The organism is Kribbella sp. NPDC051952 (assembly GCF_040680855.1).
Classification (GTDB): Bacteria; Actinomycetota; Actinomycetes; order Propionibacteriales; family Kribbellaceae; genus Kribbella.
The window spans coordinates 20,827-43,470 of sequence record NZ_JBFAXQ010000037.1 but is presented as its reverse complement, the minus strand read 5'-3'; the positions used below and the strand labels follow the sequence as shown (position 1 = coordinate 43,470).

Genomic DNA, 22,644 nt, shown 5'->3' with positions numbered 1-22,644 from the left:
CGACGTCAGCGTAGGTCGAGGCGCATCAGGACGCGGGGGTGGCGGGCCAGGACGGAGGTGGTGTCGGCGGCCTTCGTGAAGCCGGCGCGTTCGAAGTTCTTGCGGATGCCGGCGTACGCCATGGTCAGGTCGACCTTGGCGTCGCCGCTGTCGAGCGGGTACGCCTCGACGACCGGGGCGCCGTTGGCGCGGGCGAAGTCGACGGCGCCGGTGATGAGTGCGTGCGAGATGCCTTTGCCGCGATGACCGGGCCGGACCCGGATGCACCACAACGACCAGACCGGTAGATCGTCGACGTGCGGGATCTTCCGGCTCCGAGCGAACGTCGTCTCCGCCCGCGGTGCGATCGCAGCCCATCCGACCGGCGTATCCCCGTCGTACGCAAGCACTCCCGGCGCCGGCTCCGCGGCACACAACTCAGCGACGAGCTCGGCCCGCTCCGTCCCGTGCAGCGCGTTGTTCTGCTTGGACGGGATCCGATAACTCAAACACCAACAAACAGTGGACGTCGGCGACTTCGGCCCGATAACACTCCGAACATCCTCGAACACCGACGCCGCCCGAACCTCGATCCCCATGAACCTACGATCGCACGCCAGCCGCAGAGCGAGCCGTAACGGCGGACCAGGCGGTACGGTGACCGAAAGGGGACTGTGAGGGGGAGACATGGCTGACGTCAAGGGGTCGGGGACGGCTGAGGATCCGTGGGTGCTGACCACGCCGCCCGGTGGTTCGGCCTACCAGGTTCATCGCGACGAGACTGCTGGGGAGCTCGTCTGTCAGGTGGGTACGACGAAGCTCAGCTACCAACTGCGGTGCATTGACGACCTGCACGCGATGCTGGCGACCTACGGCGACTGGATGCCGCTCGGCAACGCCGACGAGCAGAAGACGGCCGCGCCCGGCACAGTCGAAGCGTGGGCGCGCTCCGAGGACAATCCGGTCGGCGGCTGGTACGGCCTACGGAAGGGATACCGCGGCCGATTCGCCAACTACGTGCCGCCTGTCCTCGAAGCGCTCGGTCTGGTCGAGCTCGAGCACAACCCACGCAACAACCGGATGCGGGCGCTCTAAGCCTTTCGGTAGGTCAGGAACGCGAGACCGTCGCCGACGGTGCGTGCGTCGACGAGGCGCATCGGCTTCGCGGCGCTGGTCTCGCCGAAGACCCGCGCGCCCGCGCCGACCACGATTGGGTAGGTCGTGAGCCGGAGTTCGTCGACGAGGTCCCGCTCGATCAACGTGTGCACCAGGCGACCGCTGCCGTAGACAACGATCTCGCCGTCGACCCGTTCTTTCAGGGCGGCGACCTCGTCGACCGTGAGGACGGTCGCGTTGCTCCAGCCTTCGACCGGCGACGAGGAGACGACGTACTTGGGCAGGTCGCGCAACCGCTCGGCCCACGCGTCGCTACGCGCAGCCCAGCCGCGGGCGATGAACCAGTGGTACGTACGCCGACCCATCAGCAACGCCTCCGCCGCCAGCGCCTCCTCGAACTCGAGCTTGGCCCACTCCTCGCGATCCCGGTCGGAGGTCTGGCTGAACCAGTTCCCGCGACCGAGACCCTCGTCCCCGGTGGCGTCCTCGATGACGCCGTCGAGCGAGACGTTCTCGCTGACGATGATCGTTCCCATGGCGTACTCCTTCGTCGGTGGTGTTCCTCCGACGGGTACTGACGCCGCCGCACCACGAAAGGGGGCGCCCCTTTTCGAGGTCGGCCGGCGTCTGTACAGGATGTGAAGGTGGACTTGATCAGTAGGGCGCGGGCCGGGGACGACGAAGCGTTCCGGGCGTTGACCGAGCCGCATCGGCGCGAACTGCAGGAGTCCCTGCTGGATGCTTGGCGAGGGCTCAGTGGGTACGACGGTCGCGCGTCGATGCGCACGTGGTTGTACCGGATCGCGACCAACCGCTGCCTGAGTACGTTGCGCTCGGCAAAGCGTCGTACGGCGAAGGAATGGGACATCCCAGGGGTCGAGCCACCCGAGCCGACCCGGCTGGGCGAAATCGTCTGGCTCGAGCCGTATCCGGACTCCCTGCTCGACGGCGCGATCAACGTGCCGCTCGGCCCGGAGGCTCGCTACGAGCAGACCGAGTCCATCTCGCTGGCGTTCGTCACCGCACTCCAGGTCCTGCCACCGCGCCAGCTCGCCGTACTGATCCTGCGGGACGTGCTCGGATTCCACGCCGACGAGACGGCCGAGATGCTGGACACAACCATCGACTCGGTCAAGAGCGCGCTCAAGCGAGCCCGGGCCGGCCTCGAGCGCCGACGATCCGAACCACCTCCGCCTGTCGGCTCACCCGCCGAGGACGCGGTCGTCGCGAACTTCGTCCAGGCCTGGGAGTCCGCCGACATCGACGCCCTGGTCGCACTCCTGACTGACGACGTCTTCATGTCCATGCCACCCCTGCCCTTCGAGTACGAGGGCCGCGACGTCGCCGCCAACTTCTGCGCCAGCCTCTTCCTCGGCGGCCGCCGCTTCCATCTCGTCCCCACCAGAGCCAACGGCCAACCCGCCTTCGGCGCCTACCTGCAGGCGTCCTCCGGCACCCGCCACGGCACCGGCCTGTACGTCCTGACCCTCACCGGCCAACACATAGCCGCCATGACCCGCTTCGAGAACCACACCCTCCCGTGGTTCGGCCTGCCCCGCTCATTACCGCCGCTGGGTGACTAGTCAGGAGTCTGCTACCGTACGGAGACAATGAAAGTCATTGTCAATAACGGTGAGGTGGCTGGGCTGTGAGGTGGCGTGTAGGCGCGGCGGTAGGGGCGTTGGTCTTACTGGCTGGGTGTGGGTCATCATCGGGGGAGGGTGGGAGTACGCCGGTGGCGGACTCGCGGATCCAGGTGGTGGCCTCGACCAACGTGTACGGCGACATCGTCCGGCAGATCGCGGGGGACAAGGTCGAGGTGACGTCGATCATCTCCGACCCGGACCAGGATCCGCACTCCTACGAGGCGAACACGCAGACCCAGCTGTCGTTGTCGAAGGCAAGCGTCGTGGTCGAGAACGGCGGCGGGTACGACGATTTCATGGACAAGATGCTCAAGTCCGCGGGCAACACGTCGGCCAAGGTGCTCAACGTGGTCGACCTCTCCGGCAAGACCGCACCCGCGGGCGGCGAGCTGAACGAGCACGTCTGGTACGACTTCCCGACCATGGCGAAGCTCGCCACGCAACTGGCCGCCACGCTGTCAACGGTCGATTCCGCGAACGGAGCGACGTACACGGCGAATGCGACCGCCTTCACCGCGAAGGTGAAGCAACTGGAAGCGACCGAGGCCTCGATCAGGGCCGCCGACAATGGCGCCGGCGTCGCGATCACCGAGCCCGTGCCGGTGTATCTGCTGACCGCGAGCGGCCTGGTGAACAAGACGCCGGAAGAGTTCAGCGAGGCGATTGAAGAGGGGACCGACGTACCGGCCGCGGTGTTGCAGGAGACGCTGGATCTCTTCGCCAAGAAGCAGGTCAGGGTGCTCGCGTACAACGAGCAGACTTCCGGACCGGAGACAGAGAAGGTGCTGGCGGCGGCAAAGGCCAACAGCGTTGCTGTCGTACCCGTGACCGAGACGCTGCCGGCCGGCAAGGACTACCTGAGGTGGATGACCGCCAACCTCGACGCACTGCGTACGGCGTTGTCTTGATCGGATCAACGCCCGTCCTGCAGTTCGACGACGCCTCGTTCGGATATGGGCATCGCCGGCTGTGGGGCGGCCTCACGATGGACCAGCGGGCGGGCGAGTTCCTCGCGATCCTCGGCGCGAACGGATCGGGCAAGACCAGTCTGTTGAAGGCGGTCCTCGGCCTGCATCCATTGATGTCCGGGACCGTCCGAGTCGCCGGTACGCCGCCACACCGGGGCAGCACGGAGATCGGCTACGTGCCGCAACACCGGCGCATCGACAGCCTCACCCCGTTGCGGGCGCGAGACGTGGTCGGTCAGGGGCTGGACGGGCATCGCTGGGGGATCGGCCGACCTGATCGACGGCGGCGCCGGCTGATCGACGAGGTGCTGGAATCGGTTGGTGCACTGGACTTCGCGGACCGCCCGATCGGGATCCTGTCCGGCGGGCAGCAGCAGCGGGTCCGGATCGCGCAGGCCCTGGTCGCGGATCCGAAGCTGCTGTTGTGCGACGAGCCGTTGTTGTCGCTGGACCTGAGCAGCCAGCGGACGATCTCCGGCCTGGTCGATCGACGTCGCCGTACGCATCACACCGCCATCGTGTTCGTCACCCACGACATCAACCCCGTGCTCCCGTACGTCGACCGGGTCCTCTACCTGGCCGGCGGACGATTCCGTACGGGCGCAGTCGACGAGGTGATGACCTCCTCCACACTCAGCGACCTGTACGAGGCGCCGGTCGAGGTCGTCCGTTCGGGCGGGCGGGTCCTGGTGGCCGGGATTCCCGAGGTGCCCGAGCATGCGCATCACGCGACGACGTTGCGGGCTGGGTGAGGTCGACCGTGTGGCACGAGATCTTCAACTTCGCCAACTACGGCGAGCTGCTGGCGCTGGTCCGGAACTCGCTGATCGCGGGCGTGGTGCTCGGGATAGTGGGTGGCCTGATCGGTGTCTTCGTGATGATGCGCGACCTGCCGTTCGCTGTTCACGGCATCAGCGAGCTCTCGTTCGCGGGCGCGTCCGGCGCGCTGCTGCTCGGCGTTAATGTGGTCGCGGGCTCGCTCGCCGGCTCGATCATCGCGGCGATCCTGATCGGGGTCCTGGGCAGTCGGGCGCGCGATCGGAACTCGATCATCGGGGTGCTGATGCCCTTCGGCCTCGGCCTCGGGGTGCTCTTCCTTGCCCTCTACAAGGGTCGCGCGGCGAACAAGTTCGGCCTGCTGACCGGGCAGATCGTCGCGGTCGACACTCCGCAGCTGTCCTGGCTGATCGGTACGGGCATCGTCGTGCTGGTCGGACTCCTGATCGTCTGGCGCTCGCTGATGTTCGCCAGCTCCGACCCCGAGCAGGCCGCGGCCCGTGGTGTGCCGGTCCGTCTGCTGTCGCTGGTGTTCATGCTCTTACTGGGCCTGGCCGTAGCGATCTCCGTACAGATCGTCGGCGCCCTCCTGGTCCTCAGCATCGTCGTCACCCCGGCAGCGGCTGCCCTTCGAGTGGCCGCCTCGCCCTGGCTGGTCCCGGTCCTGAGCGTCCTCTTTGCCTCCGTCTCGCTGGTCGGCGGAATCCTGCTGGCCCTGGGCGGCAGCCTCCCGATCAGCCCCTACGTGACCACGATCTCCTTCGCGATCTACGTCAGCTGCCGGGTGATCACCTCGCGGAGCACTTGGAGCCGCCCGAGCCTGGTGGCGTGATTTTTCGCGCAGTAGTGCTAGATCTACTGCGCCGTCCGGGTGGCGCCCGTACCGTAGTGGGTATCAGTGGCCGCCCAATCTCTTGCCTCCGCCCTGGCAGTTCTACTGCCGGGTAGTACATCGTTGACCCGGAAGTATTCGGTGGAGGCGGGCAGGTAAGGTGGGCCTTAGTTCGAGTTGGATCGTACTGCCGGTGAGGGGGTGGCTACGTGACTGCTGTTGGTGAGTGGTTCCGTCGGCGTCGTACGCCGAGGACGCGGCGTGGTGCCTCGGTCGAGGCGCGGTTGCACGATCACGTGGAGCGGCTGGGGGAGGAGCACCCGCCGATTCCGTTGGACAGCGTCGATTACACGATGGCGCGGCCGAACGTGCTGGCCGACAAGTTCGGCCCGGTGCTGACGTACATGTCGCGGGTCGAGCTGGAGGTCGAGCGGAATGTGCTCGAGCTGAACCTGCTGCTGCCGGAGCCTCCGCCGGTCGATCGGTTCTTCTACGGCGATGTCTGGCTGCCGCAGGAGACGCACCACGGGCTGATCCTGGACAAGCTGCAGTCGCTGGTCGGGTTGCCGTCGTCGACGCTGAATCTCAACCACATCGACCTGCGGATGCGGCTGCTGGGTGCGCTCGGGAAGTCGACCGCGATCCAGGACGTGACCCGGATGCTCTACTACCTGACCGGTGTGGCAACCGAGCAGTCCGCGATCCTGGCGTACAACAAGCTCCATCGGGGTTTGATGCAGTTGGGTGAGAAGGCGGTCGCGGCAACCGTGATCGGACCGATCCGCCGCCAGGAGCCCGGGCACTTCGCGTACTACAAGATCGCGGCGCAAGGTTTGTGGGAAGAGCTGGGGGCCTGGCAGAAGTGGCTGGCCAGGACCATTCGCCGGTTCTCGTTCGAGCCGGTCGGTGCGTACGACGAGGCCCAGCGCGGCGACTTCGGCGTGGTGATGGAGCGCCTCGGGATCACCGGCGAGGGTGAGGCCGGACTGATGCGGTACGCGGAGCAAATCGGCCGGGTCGAGACCGAGTTGCTGTGGGCGCAGAAGGAGGGGCTCAAGGTTCCGGCGTACGTGGTCGACGCCCTCCGCCACGCCGCCTACCTCGCCGCCGGCCGGAATTCAGCGATGGCCGCTTGACCGATCACCAGCCCGTGACGTGACTCCCGGCAGCCACCAGTTGGCCTTGCCGAGGAGCTTCATCAGGGCGGGGACCAGGATCAGCCGGACGATGGTCGCGTCGATGAGCACAGCCGTGGCCAGACCCAGTCCGAACATCTTGGCGGTCGGGTCGTCGGCCAGGGAGAAGCTGACGAAGACCGCGATCATGATGAGCGCCGCCGAGGTGATCACCCGGCCGGTGGTCGTGATGCCATGGATGGTCGACGCGGTGTTGTCCCCGGTACGGAGGTATTCCTCGCGAATGCGGGACAGCAGGAAGACCTCGTAGTCCATCGACAGCCCGAACACCACGGCGAACATGAACATCGGGATGAAGGGCAGGATCGGCAGCGTCGACTCCAACCCGATCAGGCCGGCGCCCCAGCCCCACTGGAAGACCATCACCATCACCCCGAACGACGCCCCGATGCTCAGCAGGTTCATCAGCGCGGCCTTCAGCGGTACGACGACCGACCGGAAGACGACCGTGAGCAGGACGACGGACAGCAGGATCACCGCGCCGATGAACCACGGCAGCCGATCGTTGACCTTGGCACCCACATCCGCCACCGTCGCCGTCTGCCCGCCGACATGGGCGTCGGCCGGTACCGACGGAAACACCTCGGCACGGAGCCGCTTGACCGTAGTCATCGTGGCCTCGTCCTGCGGACCGGTCGTCGGTACGGCGACCATCGTCGCGACCCCGGCCGTGGTGTTGACCGACGGTGGCGCGACCGAGGCAATCCCCGGATCGGCCTTGACCGCTTCGTACAGCGGCTGGACGACGCCGGGGTCGTGCGAGATGTCGATCGCGATCACCAGCGGGCCGTTGCTGCCGGCACCGAATCCTTCAGCCACGAGGTCGTAGGCCCGGCGCTCGGTTCGCTGCACCGGAAGGACTCCCTCATCAGGCGTGCCGACCCGCAAGGCAAGCACCGGCGCGGCCAGGGCCAGCAGTACGACGGTGGCGCTGATCGCATACGCGGCCGCATGCCTGGACACATGCCCCGCCCACCGTTGCCAACCCATCCCGGGCACCGGCCGAACCCGCCGTACCCGAAGGCGGTTGATCCAGTGCCCGGCCAGGCCGAGGAAGGCCGGCAGCAGCGTCAGCGACGTGAGCACCATGGTCAGCACGATCAGCGAGATGGCGATCCCTCCCGCGGTCATGAACGGTACGCCGGCCACCACCAGCCCGAGGATCGCGATCACCACCGTGCCGCCGGCGAAGAGTACGGACCGCCCCGCGGTGGCGATCGCGCGCCCGACCGAGTCATGCACCTCCAGGCCGCGGGCCAGGTACTCGCGGTGCCGGGTCACGATGATCAGCGCGTAGTCGATGCCGACCCCGAGTCCGATCATGCTCCCGAGTACGGGCGCCCAGCTGGGCAGGTCGATGAGATGGGTGACGAGCGACAGCGAACTGACCGCCAGTGCGAGGCCGAACACGGCCATGCCGACCGGTAGTCCCATCGCGACGATCGACCCGAACGCGAGCAGCAGGATGACCATCGCGGCGATCAACCCGAACGCCTCACCGAGCCCCGGCTGCCCTTCCTCGAACGCGTAGAACAGATCCCCACCCAACTCGACCCGCAGCGGAGACTCCACGGCCGTCAGGGACTTGAGTGCCTCCAGATCGCTCGGTTCCAGCTCGCCGAGCACCGGGTACTGCAGCCGGAGCTGACCGACGCGGCCATCGGGCGAGACGACGGGGTCGCTGACACTGAGCACGTGCGGCAGCTCGGCGGCCGCGGACCGGATCCTCAGCACAGCGGCACGCAGAGCCGGAGAGTCGAGCCTGCCCTCGGCTTCCAGCGGAGTCACAACTACCTGAGCGGTCAGTCCGGCCTGATCCGCCCCCGCGGCGACGAGCAGCTCGGTCGCGTGCTGCGAGTCCACGCCGGGCGCGCCGAACGACTCCTCGAGTTTCTTGCCGAACGCACCGGACGCGGCGACCACCAGCGCCGCCAGCACGAGCCACGCCCCGATCACCACCCAGGGCCGACGTGCGGAGTACCGGCCCAGCCTGTACAGCATCGAGTTCATGATGGATCCCTTCGGCGAGAGTTGGCTTCAGCCTGGAGCCGACGGGCCGACTCGCACCTCGGGCGATGAGCCGGAGCTGCCTCAGCCGATCAGCCGGGTCGCGTCCCGTACTTTGAGCCGATCCGCTCCGCGTCCGGAGTCCGTACGCTGAGGGCATGTTGAGAAACGCCATCCGCTCGCTACTGGCCGAGTCGCGAGCTCCACATCCACCCAGGCGGGTGTGGAGGGACTGGGTTCTGTTTGCCGGGCTGACGACGGCGATCGTGCTCGAGGGCGTACTGCGCGACGACGTGGTCGCGAGGCCGGTCGCGGTGGCCGTCGGCGTGGGTACGGTGCTCGCGCTGATGTGGCGCCGGACCCAACCGCTGGCCGTTGTGGCCGCGGTCTTCGGCGTACTGATCGTGACTTCTACGGCCGTGTTGATCAGCGGCAGCGCGCCGTTCGGGCTGGACACGATGGTCTGTGTGGTCCTGTTGCCGTACTCACTCGTCCGCTGGGGATCCGGGCGAGAGATCGGTACCGGGTTGGTGATCGTCGTGCTCGCGCTGGTGCTGGGGATCGCCAGCGACTTCCCCGGTTGGGTCGAAGCGGTCGTCGGCAGCATGTTCCTGCTGTTCCCCGCGACTCTTGGTGCCGCAGCCCGCTACCGGTGGACCGCCCGGGTTCGTGAGCTCGACCAGGTACGTCTGCGCGAACGCGAGCAGTTGGCCCGGGAGTTGCACGACACGGTCGCGCATCACGTCTCGGCCATCGTCATCCGGGCCCAGGCCGGCCGCGCGGTCGCCGCCACCCGCCCGGACGCGGCAGTCGACGCGCTCGCGATCATCGAGGCCGAGGGCACCCGTACGCTCGCCGAGATGCGAACGATGGTCGGCGTACTGCGCGATGACGGTACGGCGGCGCTCGCGCCGCAACCGGGGATCGGTGACCTGGAGCGGCTCGCGCGCAGCGTGGATGGCCGGACGCGGGTGGAGGTCGAGGTCTCGGGTGATCTCGAGGATCTCGGGCCTGCGGTCGAGGCCGCGATCTATCGCATCGCGCAGGAGTCGATCACGAACGCCGTCCGGCACGCGCGGCAGGCGACCCGCATCGACGTACGGGTCACGTCGTACGACGACACCGTCCAGCTGACCGTCCGCGACGACGGCGAGGCCACCTCGGCGGCGCGGAACCCGCTCGGTTACGGCCTGGTCGGGATGACGGAGCGGGCGACGCTGCTCGGCGGCTCGTTCGCCGCCGGACCTGGATCGGACCGCGGCTGGATCGTCGATGTGGTGTTGCCGCGGACGGCGGTGGCCAGATGACGATCAGGGTGCTCGTCGCCGACGACCAGGATCTCGTCCGGACCGGACTCGCGATGATCCTCGACGCCCAGCCCGGTATCGAGGTGGTCGGCACGGCGGCCGACGGACTGGAGGCGGTGGAGTACGCCCGCCGCCTGCGGCCCGACGTGTGCCTGTTCGACATCAGGATGCCCGGCCTGGACGGGATCGGCGCGACTCGTGAACTCGCCGGAGCCGGCGTCGAGAACCCGCTCGCCGTCGTGGTGATCACGACGTTCGACCTGGACGAGTACGTGTACGGCGCGCTGAAGGCCGGCGCCCGTGGCTTCCTCTTGAAGGACGCCGGCCCCGACCTCCTCGTCCAGGCGATCCACGCCGCTGCCAACGGCGACGCCCTGATCGCGCCGAAGATCACCGCCCGGCTGCTCGCCACGTTCTCCGAACCACCGGCCGGTCGTTCACCGGCCCAGCCGATCGATCCACTGACCGCCCGCGAGGAGGAGGTCCTGATCGCCGCGGCCACCGGCCGGACGAACGCCGAGATCGCAGCCGAGCTCCACATCAGCCTCAGCACGGTGAAGACCCACCTGACCGGCGTGATGGGCAAGATCGGCGCGCGGAACCGCGTCGAGATCGCGATGTGGGCCTACGAAACCGGTCGCCTCAAACCGTGAAGACCATCCGGTTGCCGTCCGGGTCCTGGCGGTCCGCCAGGGGAGTGGTGGTGGCGAGGCCGAGGTGGTTGATCGGGGTGGTTGATGGGGGCAACGAGTCGGACAGCTTCACGGCGTCGGTGCCGAGCCGGAAGACGACCTCGTCCCCGGACTCGACCCGCTGCATGCCGAGGTGGGTGCCGTAGAACTCGATGGCCGCGTCCAGGTCCGGCGCGGCGAGGGCGATGAAGGAGAGCTGACTGACCGGGCCTGAGGTGATCGGTGGGACGCGGAACTCCTCGGCGCGTTGCAGGAGTTCGACGCGTACGCCGTTCGGGTCGGACAGGAACGCGAGTCTGCCCTGACCGCTCCCGGCGACCCTCGGCGACGAAAGTTCGCCGTACCCGAGGGAGATCAGCCGAGCGTAGTCCCCGTCCAGGTCGTCGGTCATGAAGCCGACGTGGTTCAGGCCGTACGTCGCCTCCGGATCGGCGACCTCCTTGTGGAGCAGCTCCACCAGGCCGGTCGCGAGCTGGATGTGCACCCGGTGGACCCGGCTGCTCGTCATGAACAACCGGTCGACCACCTCGGCGCCGATCTCGTCGTAGAACGCCAGGCTGGCGTCCAGATCCTCGACAGGGCCACCGACATGGTTCAGTTCGTAGATCACGAACTCACCCTAGCAAGCGCTTTCCGCTGAGGCTTCCGGTCGAGTGTCGAGCCGCTACTCCGTCAGCGCGTTGGTCAGCAGCGTCACGAGGGCCTCGAGCTGGATGTCGGCCGACGACGTCTCCTCGTCGGCGCCGTCCAGGGCCACCGCGGCGAGGCTGGCCTTGGAGTCGATCAGCTCGGCGATCTTCGTGTCGATGGTCTGGGCCGCGATGATCCGCCACGCCGTGACCGGGTCGTCCTGGCCGATCCGGTGCACCCGGTCGATCGCCTGCGTCTGCTCGGCGTTGGTCCAGGAGAGCTCCGCGAGTACGACGTTGGACGCGACCTGGAGGTTGAGCCCGACCCCGGCCGTCAGCAGGGAGCAGACCGCGATGGACACGTCCGGATCGTTGACGAAGGCATCGATGTGCTTCTGCCGGGTCCGCGGGGTCTGGTCGCCACGGATCGAGGCGAACCGGATGCCGCGCTCGGAGAACAGCTCCTCCGCGGTGTCCATCACCTCGATGTGCCGGGCGAAGAAGACCACCTTGCCGACGCTGTGTGCGAGCTGGGCCGCGTAGTCGGCGGCCAGCCCGGCCTTCGCCTTGCCGATCCGGCGGACCAGGCTGAACACGTTCTCGCCGGTCTTCGCGTCGTCCCGATCGGACCGCTCCCAACCGGCGACCCGGCGGACCAGCTCGTGGTCGATGCCTTCGACGCTGCTGCCGGAGGTCCGAGTCTCGAGCGCGCTCTGGTAGCGAGCGACGAGACGGTCGGCGAGCTCCCGCTCGGCGTCGCGGATCGAGCGGCCGACGGCACCGTCGAGCTCGACAGGCAGGTCGGCGATCCGGCGGGCCGGGATGTCCGCAGCGACGTCCACCTTGCGGCGGCGGACGATACCGAGATCGATCACGCAGGCCCGGGCAGCCGCCGAGAAGGCGGGATCGGCCGGGGTCAGATCGGTCTCCTCCAGCGCCTCCATCAGCTCGGCTCGCGGTCCGGTCTCGTCGATCCAGCCGAGGAACTCCCAGATCGCGGTGAAGTCCTCGATGTCGTTGATCAGCGGCGTACCGGTCAGCGCCATCAGCAACGGCCGTGCGGTCCGGCTGCGGAGACGCTCGGACAGCTGCAGCACGTTGCGCGACCGCTGGGACTTCTTGTTCTTGATGAAGTGCGCCTCGTCGACGACCATGCCGCGGAAGCCGAGATCGCCGAGCCAGCCGACGTGCCGGTCGAGCACCTCGTAGTTGACGATGACGATGTCCGCGAAGCCGTCGACCGTCTCGCCGTCACCCTGCACGACGGTGGCGTTCTTCCGCGGTGTCCACAGACCGGCCTCACGGGCCCAGTTGGTCTTCACAACATTCGGTACGACGACCAGCAGCGGGTAGGCGTCCGCAGCTCGAGCGGCCAGCAGGGCCTGAGCGGTCTTGCCGAGGCCCGGCTCGTCGGCCAGCAGGAACGTGCGATGGCCGGCCGCGGCCGAGGCGATCAGCCGGGCCTGGTGCGGCATCAGCTCCAGGCCGTTGGCTGCCTGCAGTGAGGTCGGCGCGGGCAGTGTCTTGCTCGCCGAGGCGGAAGCGCGCTCGAACGACCGCAGCAACGGCTGGATCAGTTCCCAGCTGGCGAGGCGGCCCGGGCGCGGTGGACGCGACGGGGCTGCGCTGAAGTCGGGTGCCAGGAAGGGGTTGGCCAGCTGGCGCTGGACCACGGTCTGCGGGACGACCCGGCGCGCGGCCGGCTCGGCCGGGGTGGTCGGCTCGTTCGGCTTGGGCTCCTCGCGCGGCGGCTCGAGGCCGGCGGACAGTAGCATCTCGCGCTTGAGTGCCGCGGCCGCCTCGGAGATGACGGCATCCTCGGCCAGCAGCCCGAGCAGCGAGGTCTCGCGCGCGGCGGACTTGGCCAGGATCGTCGCGATCCCGTCGAGCCGCCGCAGCTGCTCGGCGCGGTAGGCGTCGCTGGCGCTCGCGTCGGCGTTGACCCGGGCCCGCTCCTCGCGCACGAGCATCGCCACGATCTGGAACTTCGTCCGCACCGATGGCCGGACCGCGCCACGCTCGACCGCGGCCTCGACCTCGCGCACGCCGCGGGCGAGCACCTGGATCAGACCGTCGGCATCGTCGGCAGGGCGCCGCCGCCGGGTAGCCGGTCGGGTAGCGCCGGACTGGCGCTGGCCTCGTCGGGCCAAGGAATCCTCCTGTGAACTGACATGGTGAAACGCGCACCGTACGGCGTGGTGCCGTCGAAGAGACGCCGTACCTGAAGTGCGGCGGGGCCAGTGGCTCAGTCTGATCCAGTGACTCAGTCTGATCGCGAGCGGTCGGTATCGACGACCGGCCTGGTCGATGCGATCCAATACTAACCGCAGTCGCGGCCGTGAACAGCCCATTACCCCCTGTCGACACGATGTGTGACGTGCGTGGTGTCACCTGCTGGTTGCCCGGACGTCACCTGTTGTGCGGAGATCACGCATACGTTCCGGGTGTCCCAGACAACCAGAAAGGCCCGAAATGATCAGGAAAAAGGCCGTCGTGGCCGCGCTCGCCGCGACCACGGTGATCGCCGCGGCAGGCATGGCCTCGGCCGCCGCCACCGGTGCGTTCTCGTCGGCGCAGGGCTCGGACCTGTCCGCGGCGCACCAGTCGCCGCGCGGACCGAAGAACGTGATCTTCCTCCTCGGTGACGGCATGGGCACCCAGGAGATCACCGCCGCACGCTACTACCAGGGCGTCCAGAACAAGCTCAACGTCGACCGGGCGAAGTACACCGGTTTCGACACGACGTGGTCGGTGAAGCCCGCCGCCAAGCCGCCGTACAAGCCGGACTACGACCCGGACTCGGCGTCGACGGGCTCGAGCTGGGCGACCGGCAAGAAGACGATCGACGAGCGGATCTCGCAGGGCCCGAGCAGCGCGGACAACGTGCCGGGGACGAACTACGCCACCGTCCTGGAGCAGGCGCAGAAGCGCGGCATGAAGGTCGGCGACGTCTCCACCGCCGAGATCACCGACGCGACGCCGGCGGTGCTCTCCTCGCACATCTCGCTGCGCGGCTGCCAGGGCCCGGCCGACATGGCCGCCTGCCCGAAGGAGACCAAGGCCGCGGGTGGCCTCGGTTCGATCGCGGAGCAGCAGGTCGACCACAAGATCGACGTACTCCTCGGCGGCGGCCGGGCGCGGTTCGAGCAGAAGATCACCGGCGGTCCGTACGCCGGCAAGACCGTCGTCGACCAGGCGAAGGCCAAGGGCATCCAGTACGTGACGGACGCCAACGGGCTCAAGTCGGTCAACGACGGTAAGCCGGTTCTCGGCCTGTTCCACCCGAGCAACATGTCGCTGGAGTGGGCCGGCCCGACCGCGTCGCTCGGCAAGGGCAACGCGCCGGCCGCCTGCAAGGAGAACCAGCGGCCGTCGAACGAGCCGAGCCTGGCCGACATGACGACCAAGGCGATCAAGCTACTGGAGAACCGCAAGGGCTTCTTCCTGCAGGTCGAGGGCGCCTCGATCGACAAGCAGGACCACGCCACCAACGCCTGCGGCCAGATCGGTGAGACCGTGGCCTTCGACAAGGCGATCGGCGTTGCGCTCGACTACCAGCGGTCCCACCCGGACACCCTGGTCGTCGTGTCGGCGGACCACTCCCACACCAGCCAGATCGTGGGCGAGGACGCGAGCGGTTCGGGCCTGCCGACCGGCTGGTCGACCAACCTGACCACCAAGGACGGTCAGACCCTGACGCTGACCTACGGCACCGCCGGCTTCGGCGGCGACGGCAAGGCGCCGGTGGCCACCGCGCCGAGCATGCAGCACACGGGTGCCGTCGTACCGGTCTGGGCCCAGGGTCCGGGCGCGGACGCGGTCCTCGGCACGAACGATCACACCCACCTGTTCAAGGTGCTGGGCGGTCACTGATCGAACTCCGACGCGGGCCGGTGGGATATCCCCGCCGGCCCGCGTTGTCGTTCAGGGGAGCAGGCCGTTGACGATCGCGCGGAGGCCGGCGGCGTAGTTGGGGTGCGTCGCCAGTTGTGGCCAGTCGTTGCCGATGGCGGCCAGGTGCGGGGTCTGGGTGGGGTCCAGATCGGTGAAGAAGGGATCGCGCTCGACGGCGCGGTCGGGGGAGTGGGCCTGCACCAGGATCTCGCCGACGGTGTAGAACCAGATGTTGCGGAACACGTCCACGGCCTCTTCGAGGGTGCGGCCGGTCTCGACGGTGGCGGCGATGACGGTCTCGACCGGCCACAGCGACGACGCCGCGAAGAGGCCGACGAAGCCGTTGGCGGTGAGGACCTCGGCGGCCCAGGGCCACTCGGCCAGCGCGTCGTGGATCGCGATCGTGGCGGTGACGATGCGGTCCCGTGGATCGCTGGGCAGCTCGGGTCGCGGCATCTGGGACGCGTACTCGTTCAGCAGGAGCAGCAGTAGGGCTTCCTTGTCTCGGACGTGGTGGTACATCGTCGTCGGGCCGGTCCCGAGCTCGGCGGCCAGGCGGCGAACGGTGAGCTTCTCCCACCCGTCGCGGTCGATCAGCCGGCGGGCCGCCGCCAGGATCTCGGCCCGCGACGTGACCGGTGGTCGACCGGTGCGTCCGTTCGGTGCGCTGCTGCGTTGGGCCACCGCCCCATCATGCCGTCCGACGTCTCACCCGACGAACCCGACACTTGGCAGTTGGTGACTCAAATGCTACTTTCGGAACATGTTCGAAAAGTCGACAGATGTCCGGCCGGGGGTCGTCCTGGCCGCGGTGGCGGTGGTGCAGTTCATGGTGTCGCTGGACCTCTCGGTCGTGAATGTGGGGCTCCCGCAGATCGCGGCCGGCCTCGGATTCAGCGCCTTGGGCCTGACCTGGGTGATCCACGCGTACGCCCTCACGTTCGGTGGGTTCCTCCTCCTGGGTGGCAAGGCCGCGGACCGGTACGGGCGCCGGCGCGTCCTGCTGATCGGTCTCGCGGTCTTCGGTCTCGCCTCGCTCGCGGGCGGCTTCGCCCAGGTGCCGGGGCATTTGGTCGCAGCTCGCACCGTGCAGGGGATCGGGGCCGCCACGCTCGCGCCGGCCGCACTCTCGTTGCTCGCGACCACCTTCCCGTCCGGCAAGGCCCGGATCCGGGCCTTCGGGATCTGGAGTGCGGTGAACGCCATCGGCGGTGCCTTCGGCGTCCTCGCCGGCGGCATTCTCACCCAGTACGCCGGTTGGCGTTGGGTCATGTTCGTGAGCGTTCCGATGGCCGCCGTCGCGTTCGTGCTGGCCGCGCGCGGTGTTCACGCCGATCGGGTCACCACCCGCAGCGGTCGTCCCGACCTGCTGGGTGCCGTGCTGGCGACCGGCGGACTGACGCTGCTTGTGTACGGCGTCGTCCGTACGGATCGCTACCCGTGGTCATCGGCGCGGACGCTGACGACTCTGCTGATCGCGATCGCGCTGTTGGTCGCCTTCGTCGTGGTCGAGAAGACCACTCGTCGCGAGCCGCTGGTCCGGCTCGGCCTGTTCTCGAACCGCTCGGTCAGCGGAGCGAACGCCTTCAACCTCCTGATCGGCGCGGCGATGGCGTCGACGTTCTACTTCATGACGCTGTACCTCCAGAACGTACTCGGGATCGGGCCGGCCAAGGCCGGCCTGATGTTCCTGCCGTTCGCGCTCGGGGTCGTCGCCGGCGCCACGCTCACGGTCAAGCTCGGCCACACGTTCTCGGCCCGCACCTTGCTGGCTGCCGGAGCGCTGCTGAGCGCTGCTGGATTCGCCTGGTTCGGCCTGATCAGCGCCGACGGCAGCTATGTCGCGGACATCCTGTTCCCGTCGCTCATCGCCAGCGTGGGCTTCGGACTCTGCCTCGGACCGGTGGTTTCGACCGCGACCGTGGGCGTTGATCCTCGTGAGACCGGTACGGCGTCAGGTCTGCTGAACAGCTCTCGCCAGATCGGGGCGTCGTTCGGCCTGGCCGCCTTCGGCACCGCCGCGCACGACCGCACCGGACAGGTGGTCACGGGGGAGACGCTCACCAACGGCTATGCGCTCGGGTTCACGCTCTGTGCCGGAGTGTTGGTCGTCGCGGCTCTGGTCGCCTTCGGTGTCCTGCGTCGGGTCGAGACGGTTGCCCCGGCGGTGCAGACCTTGGTCCCTGAACGCGATTGAGTAAGTTGGGTAGGTGGCGAAGGGTTGGTGGTGGGTTGCGCTGGGGGTCGTGGTCGTAGGTGTCGTGGTCGCGCGCAACGACGACGACACCAAGGCCGTGGACAAACCGCAACCAACGGCGACCGCCAAGCCCAAGTCCACGCCGAGTACGACGCCAACCGCGAAGAAGGCCTGGTACGACGACTACGACCCGGCCCAGTTCGCCCCGCAGGTCCGGCGGTACGCGAAACAGGCCGGGGTCAATCCACAGTTGCTGATGGCAATCTTGTACAACGAGGCGTACAAGCCGCACGACCCGAAGTTCGAGCGGTCGTGGGCGGAGGTCGACTCGAATCCCGCGTTCGGGATCGCGAACATGCACAAGCCGGCCTTCGACGACACGAAACGCGGCCGGGACTTCGCGAAGCGGAAGTGGGAGCAGTTGCCCGACGATCCGGCGCTGGCGATCCAGGCGGCGGCGTGGCATCTGCACGACCTGGCCAGGCGGCTGCCGGACACCAAGACCCAGCGCTACACCAAGGACGAGTTGCTTGCCCTCGGCTACAACGCCGGCGGCGGGAACATGCGCTCGTTCGCCAAGGGAACGAAGGTCGGCTCACAGGCCCAGTCGTATCTGGACAAGCTGCACGACAACTGGGACAAGTCCGGCCAAGCGGTCAGCGGCTGATCAGAGGAGAGAACGTGACACAGGATCTGTCCGAGCTTGCCGTCGCCGACTGGCGGCGGAGGGTGTTCGCGCTCTACGAGACCGTCCGCGCCGAAGGTGAACCGGCCAAGGCCCACGCGATCTGGCAGGCCGGGCGCGACGAGTTGCTGATGACCCACCCCGCGTCACCGGTGGAGGACCGCGAGGCGTACGGCGGAGCCCAGATCGGTGACTACCAGCCGGAACTGCGCTTCGAGGTCGAGATCGACACGAACGTGGAGCGAGTGCGCTGGGAGGCCGCTTCAGCGACGGACGGCGTCATCCCGTTCACGCGCATCGGCGTACTGCATCTGCCGGACGTCGGCGACCTGGATGTGTGGTGGCTCGAGTCGTACGGCGGTGGGCTGTTCGTCCCCGTCAAGGACGCGCTCGCCGGCCAACGCACGTACGGCGGTGGCCGGTACCTGATCGACACCGTCAAGGGCGCGGATCTCGGCGGCGACCTCCGCGCAGGTTGGCTGGTAGCCGACCTCAACTTCACCTACAACCCGTCCTGCGCCTACAGCCCGTTATGGACCTGCCCACTCGCGCCGGCCACCAACACGCTGAAGGCACGACTACCGGTCGGCGAGCTGACCTCGGCCTAGGCGAGGTTCTGCCCGGCTGTTTGCGGGTGAGGGGCGCGGGCACCGGTTGGGGTGCACGGGGAATGTCAGCTGCTGGGTCAACGGCCCGGCCTCGTCAGATGGGAAGGGTTATGACTCTCATTCTGTTCCTCATCGCGGCGGTCCTCGTCATTTTCGGGATCGTTTCGCTCATCCGCGGCCAACTGCTGTGGGGCATCGCGCTGATCATCATCGGCCTGCTGGTCGGTCCTGGTGGCGTCAGCATCTTCACCTGATCCCGCTCCTGGATCTCCATCGGAATCTGGTCGCCCCCACGCTGCCTCCGCGTGGGGGCGGCGCCGTGTTTGCCGGATCGGCGACGGGTACCGGGTGCGTGGACGAGAGGAGCAAGCAGATGCCTGCAGGATCCAGCCCGAAACGAGAACGGCAGTACGAGCACATCAAGGCCGGCCTGAAGAAGCGCGGCCGGAGCGAGGACACCGCCGAGGAGATCGCCGCGCGCACCGTGAACAAGGAACGCGCCCGCGCCGGCGAGTCCAAGGAGAAGAGCCGCTCGTCCACCCACGACATCTCGTCGGGTCGCCGCGGCGGACTCCGTTCACACAGTGGCTCGAAGGGCCGCACCAAGGCCCAGCTGTACAACGAGGCCAAGGACAAGAACATCAAGGGCCGCTCGACGATGACAAAGGCCGAACTCGCCAAGGCAGTCGGCCGGTAGGGAATCCCGTGCAGCAGATCGACACCAGGCCTCTGAACGACGACGAGCTGCAAGGGATCGATGCGTACTGGCGGGCCGCCAACTACTTGTCCGTCGGTCAGATCTATCTGCTGTCGAATCCGCTACTCCGCGAGCCGCTGCGGCCTGAGCACATCAAGCCGCGGCTGCTCGGCCATTGGGGTACGACGCCCGGCCTGAACCTCATCTACGCACACCTGAACCGAGCCATTCGGCAGCGCGAGACTCCGTTCCTGTACGTCACCGGTCCCGGGCACGGCGGACCCGCGCTGGTCGCCAATACCTGGCTCGAGGGCAGCTGGACGGCGGAGTACCCGAACACGACGCGGGACGAGGCCGGCATGGCCCGCCTGTTCAAGCAGTTCTCGTTCCCCGGCGGTATCCCGAGCCATGTGGCCGCGGATGTCCCGGGCTCGATCAACGAGGGCGGCGAGCTCGGATACTCACTCAGTCACGCGTACGGCGCAGCCGCCGACAACCCCGATCTCGTCGTGGCCTGCGTGATCGGGGACGGTGAGGCCGAGACCGGTCCGTTGGCTGCGTCATGGCACTCGAACAAGTTTCTCGACCCGGGCCGCGACGGCGCGGTGCTGCCGATCCTGGCGCTCAACGGCTACAAGATCGCCAACCCCGCAATCCTGGCCCGGATCGGTGACGATGAACTGACCGCACTCCTGCAGGGGTACGGTCACGAGCCGTTCCTGGTCGAGGGCTCGGATCCGGAGACCGTCCATCAGGCACTAGCGGCGACGCTGGACCGATGCCTGGATCGGATCAGCGAGATCCAGCTCGAGGCGCGGACCGAGTCGCAGAGCCCTACGAGGCCCGTTTGGCCGATGATCGTGCTGCGGACGCCGAAGGGCTGGACCGGACCACGGGTTGTCGACGGTCTACCGGTCGAGGACACCTGGAGAGCACATCAGGTGCCGCTGTCCGGCGTACGGACCAACGAGGATCACCTGCGTCAGTTGGAGTCGTGGCTGCGTAGCTACCGGCCGGAGGAGCTGTTCGACGAGGGCGGCCGTCCGGTTGAGGCCCTGACCGAGCTGGCACCCGGTCCGGCGTTGCGGATGGGCTCGTCGCCGCATGCGAACGGTGGCCTGCTGAGCCGGGATCTGGAGCTGCCGCCGGTCGAGGAGTACGCCGTACCGGTGAAGTCGCCCGGGGCCGAGGACGGGGAACCGACGAAGGTGTTCGCGGCGTATCCGCGATGCGTTCCGCCTGAATGCCGACAATCTGCGGCTGTTCGGGCCGGACGAGACCGAGTCGAACCGGCTGAGCGCGGTCTACGAGGCGACGGAGAAGGCCTGGCTCGCGGAACGCCGGGACACCGATGAGCATCTCGCTCCGGACGGACGGGTGTTCGAGATCCTCAGCGAGCACACCTGCCAGGGCTGGTTGGAGGGGTATCTGCTGACCGGCCGGCACGGACTGTTCTCGTCGTACGAGGCGTTCGTGCACATCGTCGACTCGATGGTGAACCAGCACGCCAAGTGGCTGAAGACGATCAATCGGCTCGAGTGGCGACGCCCGATCCCGTCGCTGAACTACCTGCTCACGTCGCACGTCTGGCGGCAGGACCACAACGGCTTCTCGCATCAGGATCCGGGGTTCATCGACCACGTGGTGAACAAGAAGGCAGAAGTGGTCCGGGTCTATCTCCCGCCGGACGCGAACACACTGCTGTCCACGATGGACCACTGCCTGCGCACCCGGAACTACATCAACGTTGTTGTCGCAGGCAAGCAACCGCAGCCGAACTGGCTGGCCTGGGAGGCGGCCGCCCTGCATTGCGCGCGCGGGCTGGGTGTCTGGGACTTCGCCAGCAACGACGACGGTGATCCGGACGTGGTGATGGCCTGTGCGGGCGATGTACCGACGATGGAGACGCTCGCCGCGGTCGATCTGCTCCGCCAGCACGTGCCGGACCTGCGGATCCGCGTGATCAATGTGGTCGACCTGATGCGGTTGCAGGACGCCACCGAGCATCCGCATGGTTTGCCCGATGCCGAGTTCGACGCCCTGTTCACCACCGACAAGCCGGTGATCTTCGCTTACCACGGCTATCCGTGGCTGATCCACCGGCTGACGTATCGACGCAACGGGCACGCCAACCTGCACGTCCGCGGCTACATCGAGGAGGGTACGACGACCACGCGGTTCGACATGGTGGTCCGCAACAACCTCGACCGCTATCACCTGGCGATGGACGTGATCGATCGGGTCCCGTCGCTGCGCAGCCGGGCGGTGACGACCCGGCAGTACTTCGCCGATCAGCGAACCCGCCACCACGCGTACGTGATCAAGTACGGCGAGGACCTGCCGGAGGTGCGGGACTGGCGGTGGGTGTCCTGATGGACCTCCTGATCGTGAATGCCGGCTCGTCGAGCCTCAAGCTCCGGGTGCTGGCGCCGGACGACGAGGTGAAGGACGAGCGAGCGATCTCGGACTGGGACGGATCCGCCGACGCGCTGTCCGAGCTGGAGGCGGAGGCGGTCGTGCATCGGGTCATGCACGGCGGTTCACGGTTCGGCGGAGCGGTGATCGTGGACGACGAGGTGGAGGCGGCGATCGAGGAGCTGGTCCCGCTGGCACCGCTGCACCAGCCGCATGCGCTCTCGTTGATCCGGGCGTCGCGCCGTGACGATCGCCCGGTGGTCGCGTGTTTCGACACGTCGTACCACCGGACCATTCCTGATGCGGCCGCGACGTACGCCCTGCCGCTGGAGTGGCGGGCTCGCTTCGGCCTGCGGAAGTTCGGCTTCCATGGGCTGTCGCACGAGTACGTCGCTCGCACGGTCAGCGCACGGCGCATCGTGAGCTGTCATCTCGGCGCCGGTGCGTCCTTGTGCGCGATCGACGGCGGACGGTCGGTCGACACGACGATGGGTTTCACCCCGCTGGACGGCCTGGTGATGGCGACCCGCTCCGGCTCGGTCGACCCCGGGCTGTTGCTGTGGTTGCAGACCAACGGTGGGCTGACCGCCGAGGAGCTCGGCGACGCACTGGAACACCGGTCGGGGCTTCGCGGACTCACCGACAAGATCGGTGACCTGGCGGAGATCGTGGAGGCGTCGGACCAGGCGGCGAACAGGCTCGCGTACGACGTCTACATCCATCGGCTCACTGGGGAGATCGCCCGGATGGTCGCGGCACTGGGCGGGCTCGACGCGCTGGTGTTCACCGGCGGCGTCGGCGAGCACTCGGCGCCGGTGCGCGCGGCCACCTGTCGTGCGCTCGCGTGGCTGGGTCTCGTGCTTGATGCCAAGAGCAACGAAACGGCCGAGCCGGTGATCACCGCGCCGGACTCACCGGTGACGGCGTACGTCCTACCCGCCCGTGAGGACCTGGCGATGGCAGCCCAGGCCCGCCGCCTACTCGAGTAGGCGGCGGCTC

Annotated in this window: 23 protein-coding genes; 17 read left to right on the top strand and 6 right to left on the bottom strand. The window is 68.0% G+C overall.

Features of this window, described 5'->3' with window-relative positions; all coding sequences use genetic code 11:
• Positions 1-5 precede the first annotated feature (5 nt).
• Positions 6-488 carry a GNAT family N-acetyltransferase gene (locus tag AB0L70_RS38295; RefSeq protein ID WP_363691785.1) on the bottom strand — a complete coding sequence of 161 codons (483 nt, stop codon included), beginning with the start codon at positions 486-488 and terminating at the stop codon, positions 6-8.
• 178 nt (positions 489-666) lie between these two features.
• Between AB0L70_RS38295 and AB0L70_RS38290 the strand changes: the two genes are divergently transcribed.
• Complete coding sequence (locus tag AB0L70_RS38290) at positions 667-1,074, top strand: DUF6855 family protein (RefSeq protein ID WP_363691784.1); 408 nt, start codon at positions 667-669, stop codon at positions 1,072-1,074.
• On the opposite strand, the gene AB0L70_RS38285 is transcribed toward AB0L70_RS38290, so the two are convergent.
• A complete protein-coding gene (locus tag AB0L70_RS38285) occupies positions 1,071-1,631 on the bottom strand; it encodes a dihydrofolate reductase family protein (protein ID WP_363691783.1) in 561 nt (186 codons plus the stop codon). The genes AB0L70_RS38290 and AB0L70_RS38285 overlap by 4 nt on opposite strands.
• A 108-nt stretch (positions 1,632-1,739) precedes the next feature.
• Between AB0L70_RS38285 and AB0L70_RS38280 the strand changes: the two genes are divergently transcribed.
• From AB0L70_RS38280 to AB0L70_RS38260, 5 genes are all read left to right on the top strand, one after another.
• Positions 1,740-2,678 carry an RNA polymerase subunit sigma-70 gene (locus tag AB0L70_RS38280; RefSeq protein WP_363691782.1) on the top strand — a complete coding sequence of 313 codons (939 nt, stop codon included), beginning with the start codon at positions 1,740-1,742 and terminating at the stop codon, positions 2,676-2,678.
• Between the two features lie 152 nt (positions 2,679-2,830).
• On the top strand, positions 2,831-3,649 hold the full coding sequence (locus tag AB0L70_RS38275; protein ID WP_363691781.1) for a zinc ABC transporter substrate-binding protein: 819 nt from the start codon (positions 2,831-2,833) through the stop codon (positions 3,647-3,649).
• Positions 3,646-4,461, top strand: a complete 816-nt coding sequence (locus AB0L70_RS38270) for an ABC transporter ATP-binding protein (RefSeq protein WP_363691779.1) — start codon at positions 3,646-3,648, stop codon at positions 4,459-4,461. The genes AB0L70_RS38275 and AB0L70_RS38270 overlap by 4 nt, the downstream gene beginning before the upstream one ends.
• Positions 4,458-5,318: a metal ABC transporter permease gene (locus AB0L70_RS38265; protein ID WP_363691778.1), complete on the top strand. Its 861-nt coding sequence runs from the start codon at positions 4,458-4,460 to the stop codon at positions 5,316-5,318. Before AB0L70_RS38270 ends, AB0L70_RS38265 begins: the two co-directional genes overlap by 4 nt.
• A gap of 209 nt (positions 5,319-5,527) precedes the next feature.
• Positions 5,528-6,454 carry a GTP-binding protein LepA gene (locus AB0L70_RS38260; protein ID WP_363691777.1) on the top strand — a complete coding sequence of 309 codons (927 nt, stop codon included), beginning with the start codon at positions 5,528-5,530 and terminating at the stop codon, positions 6,452-6,454.
• Here AB0L70_RS38260 and AB0L70_RS38255 read toward each other — a convergent pair.
• Entirely contained in the window at positions 6,437-8,515 is a 2,079-nt protein-coding gene (locus AB0L70_RS38255; protein WP_363691776.1) for an MMPL family transporter, read from the bottom strand. The genes AB0L70_RS38260 and AB0L70_RS38255 overlap by 18 nt on opposite strands.
• Before the next feature lie 164 nt (positions 8,516-8,679).
• Here AB0L70_RS38255 and AB0L70_RS38250 point away from each other — a divergent pair, with 164 nt between their 5' ends.
• A complete protein-coding gene (locus tag AB0L70_RS38250) occupies positions 8,680-9,828 on the top strand; it encodes a histidine kinase (protein ID WP_363691775.1) in 1,149 nt (382 codons plus the stop codon).
• Entirely contained in the window at positions 9,825-10,481 is a 657-nt protein-coding gene (locus tag AB0L70_RS38245) for a response regulator transcription factor (protein WP_363691774.1), read from the top strand. The genes AB0L70_RS38250 and AB0L70_RS38245 overlap by 4 nt, the downstream gene beginning before the upstream one ends.
• On the opposite strand, the gene AB0L70_RS38240 is transcribed toward AB0L70_RS38245, so the two are convergent.
• Both AB0L70_RS38240 and AB0L70_RS38235 read right to left on the bottom strand, forming a co-directional pair.
• The gene (locus AB0L70_RS38240) at positions 10,471-11,130 is read right to left on the bottom strand and encodes a VOC family protein (RefSeq protein WP_363691773.1); all 660 of its coding nucleotides are present in this window, start codon (positions 11,128-11,130) and stop codon (positions 10,471-10,473) included. The two genes, AB0L70_RS38245 and AB0L70_RS38240, sit on opposite strands and share 11 nt — an antisense overlap.
• Before the next feature lie 54 nt (positions 11,131-11,184).
• The gene (locus tag AB0L70_RS38235) at positions 11,185-13,299 is read right to left on the bottom strand and encodes a DEAD/DEAH box helicase (RefSeq protein WP_363691772.1); all 2,115 of its coding nucleotides are present in this window, start codon (positions 13,297-13,299) and stop codon (positions 11,185-11,187) included.
• A gap of 322 nt (positions 13,300-13,621) precedes the next feature.
• Between AB0L70_RS38235 and AB0L70_RS38230 the strand changes: the two genes are divergently transcribed.
• Positions 13,622-15,022: an alkaline phosphatase gene (locus AB0L70_RS38230; protein WP_363691771.1), complete on the top strand. Its 1,401-nt coding sequence runs from the start codon at positions 13,622-13,624 to the stop codon at positions 15,020-15,022.
• A gap of 51 nt (positions 15,023-15,073) precedes the next feature.
• On the opposite strand, the gene AB0L70_RS38225 is transcribed toward AB0L70_RS38230, so the two are convergent.
• Positions 15,074-15,727 carry a helix-turn-helix domain-containing protein gene (locus tag AB0L70_RS38225; protein WP_363691770.1) on the bottom strand — a complete coding sequence of 218 codons (654 nt, stop codon included), beginning with the start codon at positions 15,725-15,727 and terminating at the stop codon, positions 15,074-15,076.
• Positions 15,728-15,806: 79 nt separating this feature from the next.
• On the opposite strand from AB0L70_RS38225, the gene AB0L70_RS38220 reads away from it, so the two are divergent.
• From AB0L70_RS38220 to AB0L70_RS38185, 8 genes are all read left to right on the top strand, one after another.
• Complete coding sequence (locus tag AB0L70_RS38220; protein ID WP_363691769.1) at positions 15,807-17,240, top strand: MFS transporter; 1,434 nt, start codon at positions 15,807-15,809, stop codon at positions 17,238-17,240.
• Positions 17,241-17,253: 13 nt separating this feature from the next.
• Positions 17,254-17,907 (top strand): transglycosylase SLT domain-containing protein, encoded by a 654-nt coding sequence (locus AB0L70_RS38215; protein ID WP_363691768.1) that lies wholly within the window; start codon positions 17,254-17,256, stop codon positions 17,905-17,907.
• Positions 17,908-17,921: 14 nt separating this feature from the next.
• Positions 17,922-18,533, top strand: coding sequence for a DUF1684 domain-containing protein (locus AB0L70_RS38210; protein ID WP_363691767.1), 612 nt, complete (start codon positions 17,922-17,924; stop codon positions 18,531-18,533).
• A gap of 110 nt (positions 18,534-18,643) precedes the next feature.
• Positions 18,644-18,787 carry a GPGG-motif small membrane protein gene (locus AB0L70_RS38205; protein ID WP_363691766.1) on the top strand — a complete coding sequence of 48 codons (144 nt, stop codon included), beginning with the start codon at positions 18,644-18,646 and terminating at the stop codon, positions 18,785-18,787.
• 119 nt (positions 18,788-18,906) lie between these two features.
• Entirely contained in the window at positions 18,907-19,230 is a 324-nt protein-coding gene (locus AB0L70_RS38200) for a plasmid stabilization protein (RefSeq protein ID WP_363691765.1), read from the top strand.
• Positions 19,231-19,238: 8 nt separating this feature from the next.
• Positions 19,239-20,585, top strand: coding sequence for a phosphoketolase family protein (locus AB0L70_RS38195; RefSeq protein WP_363691764.1), 1,347 nt, complete (start codon positions 19,239-19,241; stop codon positions 20,583-20,585).
• Complete coding sequence (locus AB0L70_RS38190) at positions 20,470-21,603, top strand: phosphoketolase family protein (protein WP_363691800.1); 1,134 nt, start codon at positions 20,470-20,472, stop codon at positions 21,601-21,603. Before AB0L70_RS38195 ends, AB0L70_RS38190 begins: the two co-directional genes overlap by 116 nt.
• Positions 21,603-22,634, top strand: coding sequence for an acetate/propionate family kinase (locus AB0L70_RS38185; protein ID WP_363691762.1), 1,032 nt, complete (start codon positions 21,603-21,605; stop codon positions 22,632-22,634). Before AB0L70_RS38190 ends, AB0L70_RS38185 begins: the two co-directional genes overlap by 1 nt.
• Positions 22,635-22,644 lie beyond the last annotated feature (10 nt).

Bases quoted from the DNA above. Each gene is read 5' to 3' on its own strand.
- AB0L70_RS38290 (WP_363691784.1), top strand. From the start codon at position 667: ATGGCTGACGTCAAGGGGTCGGGGACGGCTGAGGATCCGTGGGTGCTG.
- AB0L70_RS38285 (WP_363691783.1), bottom strand. From the start codon at position 1,631: ATGGGAACGATCATCGTCAGCGAGAACGTCTCGCTCGACGGCGTCATC.
- AB0L70_RS38255 (WP_363691776.1), bottom strand. From the start codon at position 8,515: ATGCTGTACAGGCTGGGCCGGTACTCCGCACGTCGGCCCTGGGTGGTG.
- AB0L70_RS38250 (WP_363691775.1), top strand. From the start codon at position 8,680: ATGTTGAGAAACGCCATCCGCTCGCTACTGGCCGAGTCGCGAGCTCCA.
- AB0L70_RS38245 (WP_363691774.1), top strand. From the start codon at position 9,825: ATGACGATCAGGGTGCTCGTCGCCGACGACCAGGATCTCGTCCGGACC.
- AB0L70_RS38230 (WP_363691771.1), top strand. From the start codon at position 13,622: ATGATCAGGAAAAAGGCCGTCGTGGCCGCGCTCGCCGCGACCACGGTG.
- AB0L70_RS38220 (WP_363691769.1), top strand. From the start codon at position 15,807: ATGTTCGAAAAGTCGACAGATGTCCGGCCGGGGGTCGTCCTGGCCGCG.
- AB0L70_RS38205 (WP_363691766.1), top strand. From the start codon at position 18,644: ATGACTCTCATTCTGTTCCTCATCGCGGCGGTCCTCGTCATTTTCGGG.
- AB0L70_RS38200 (WP_363691765.1), top strand. From the start codon at position 18,907: ATGCCTGCAGGATCCAGCCCGAAACGAGAACGGCAGTACGAGCACATC.
- AB0L70_RS38185 (WP_363691762.1), top strand. From the start codon at position 21,603: ATGGACCTCCTGATCGTGAATGCCGGCTCGTCGAGCCTCAAGCTCCGG.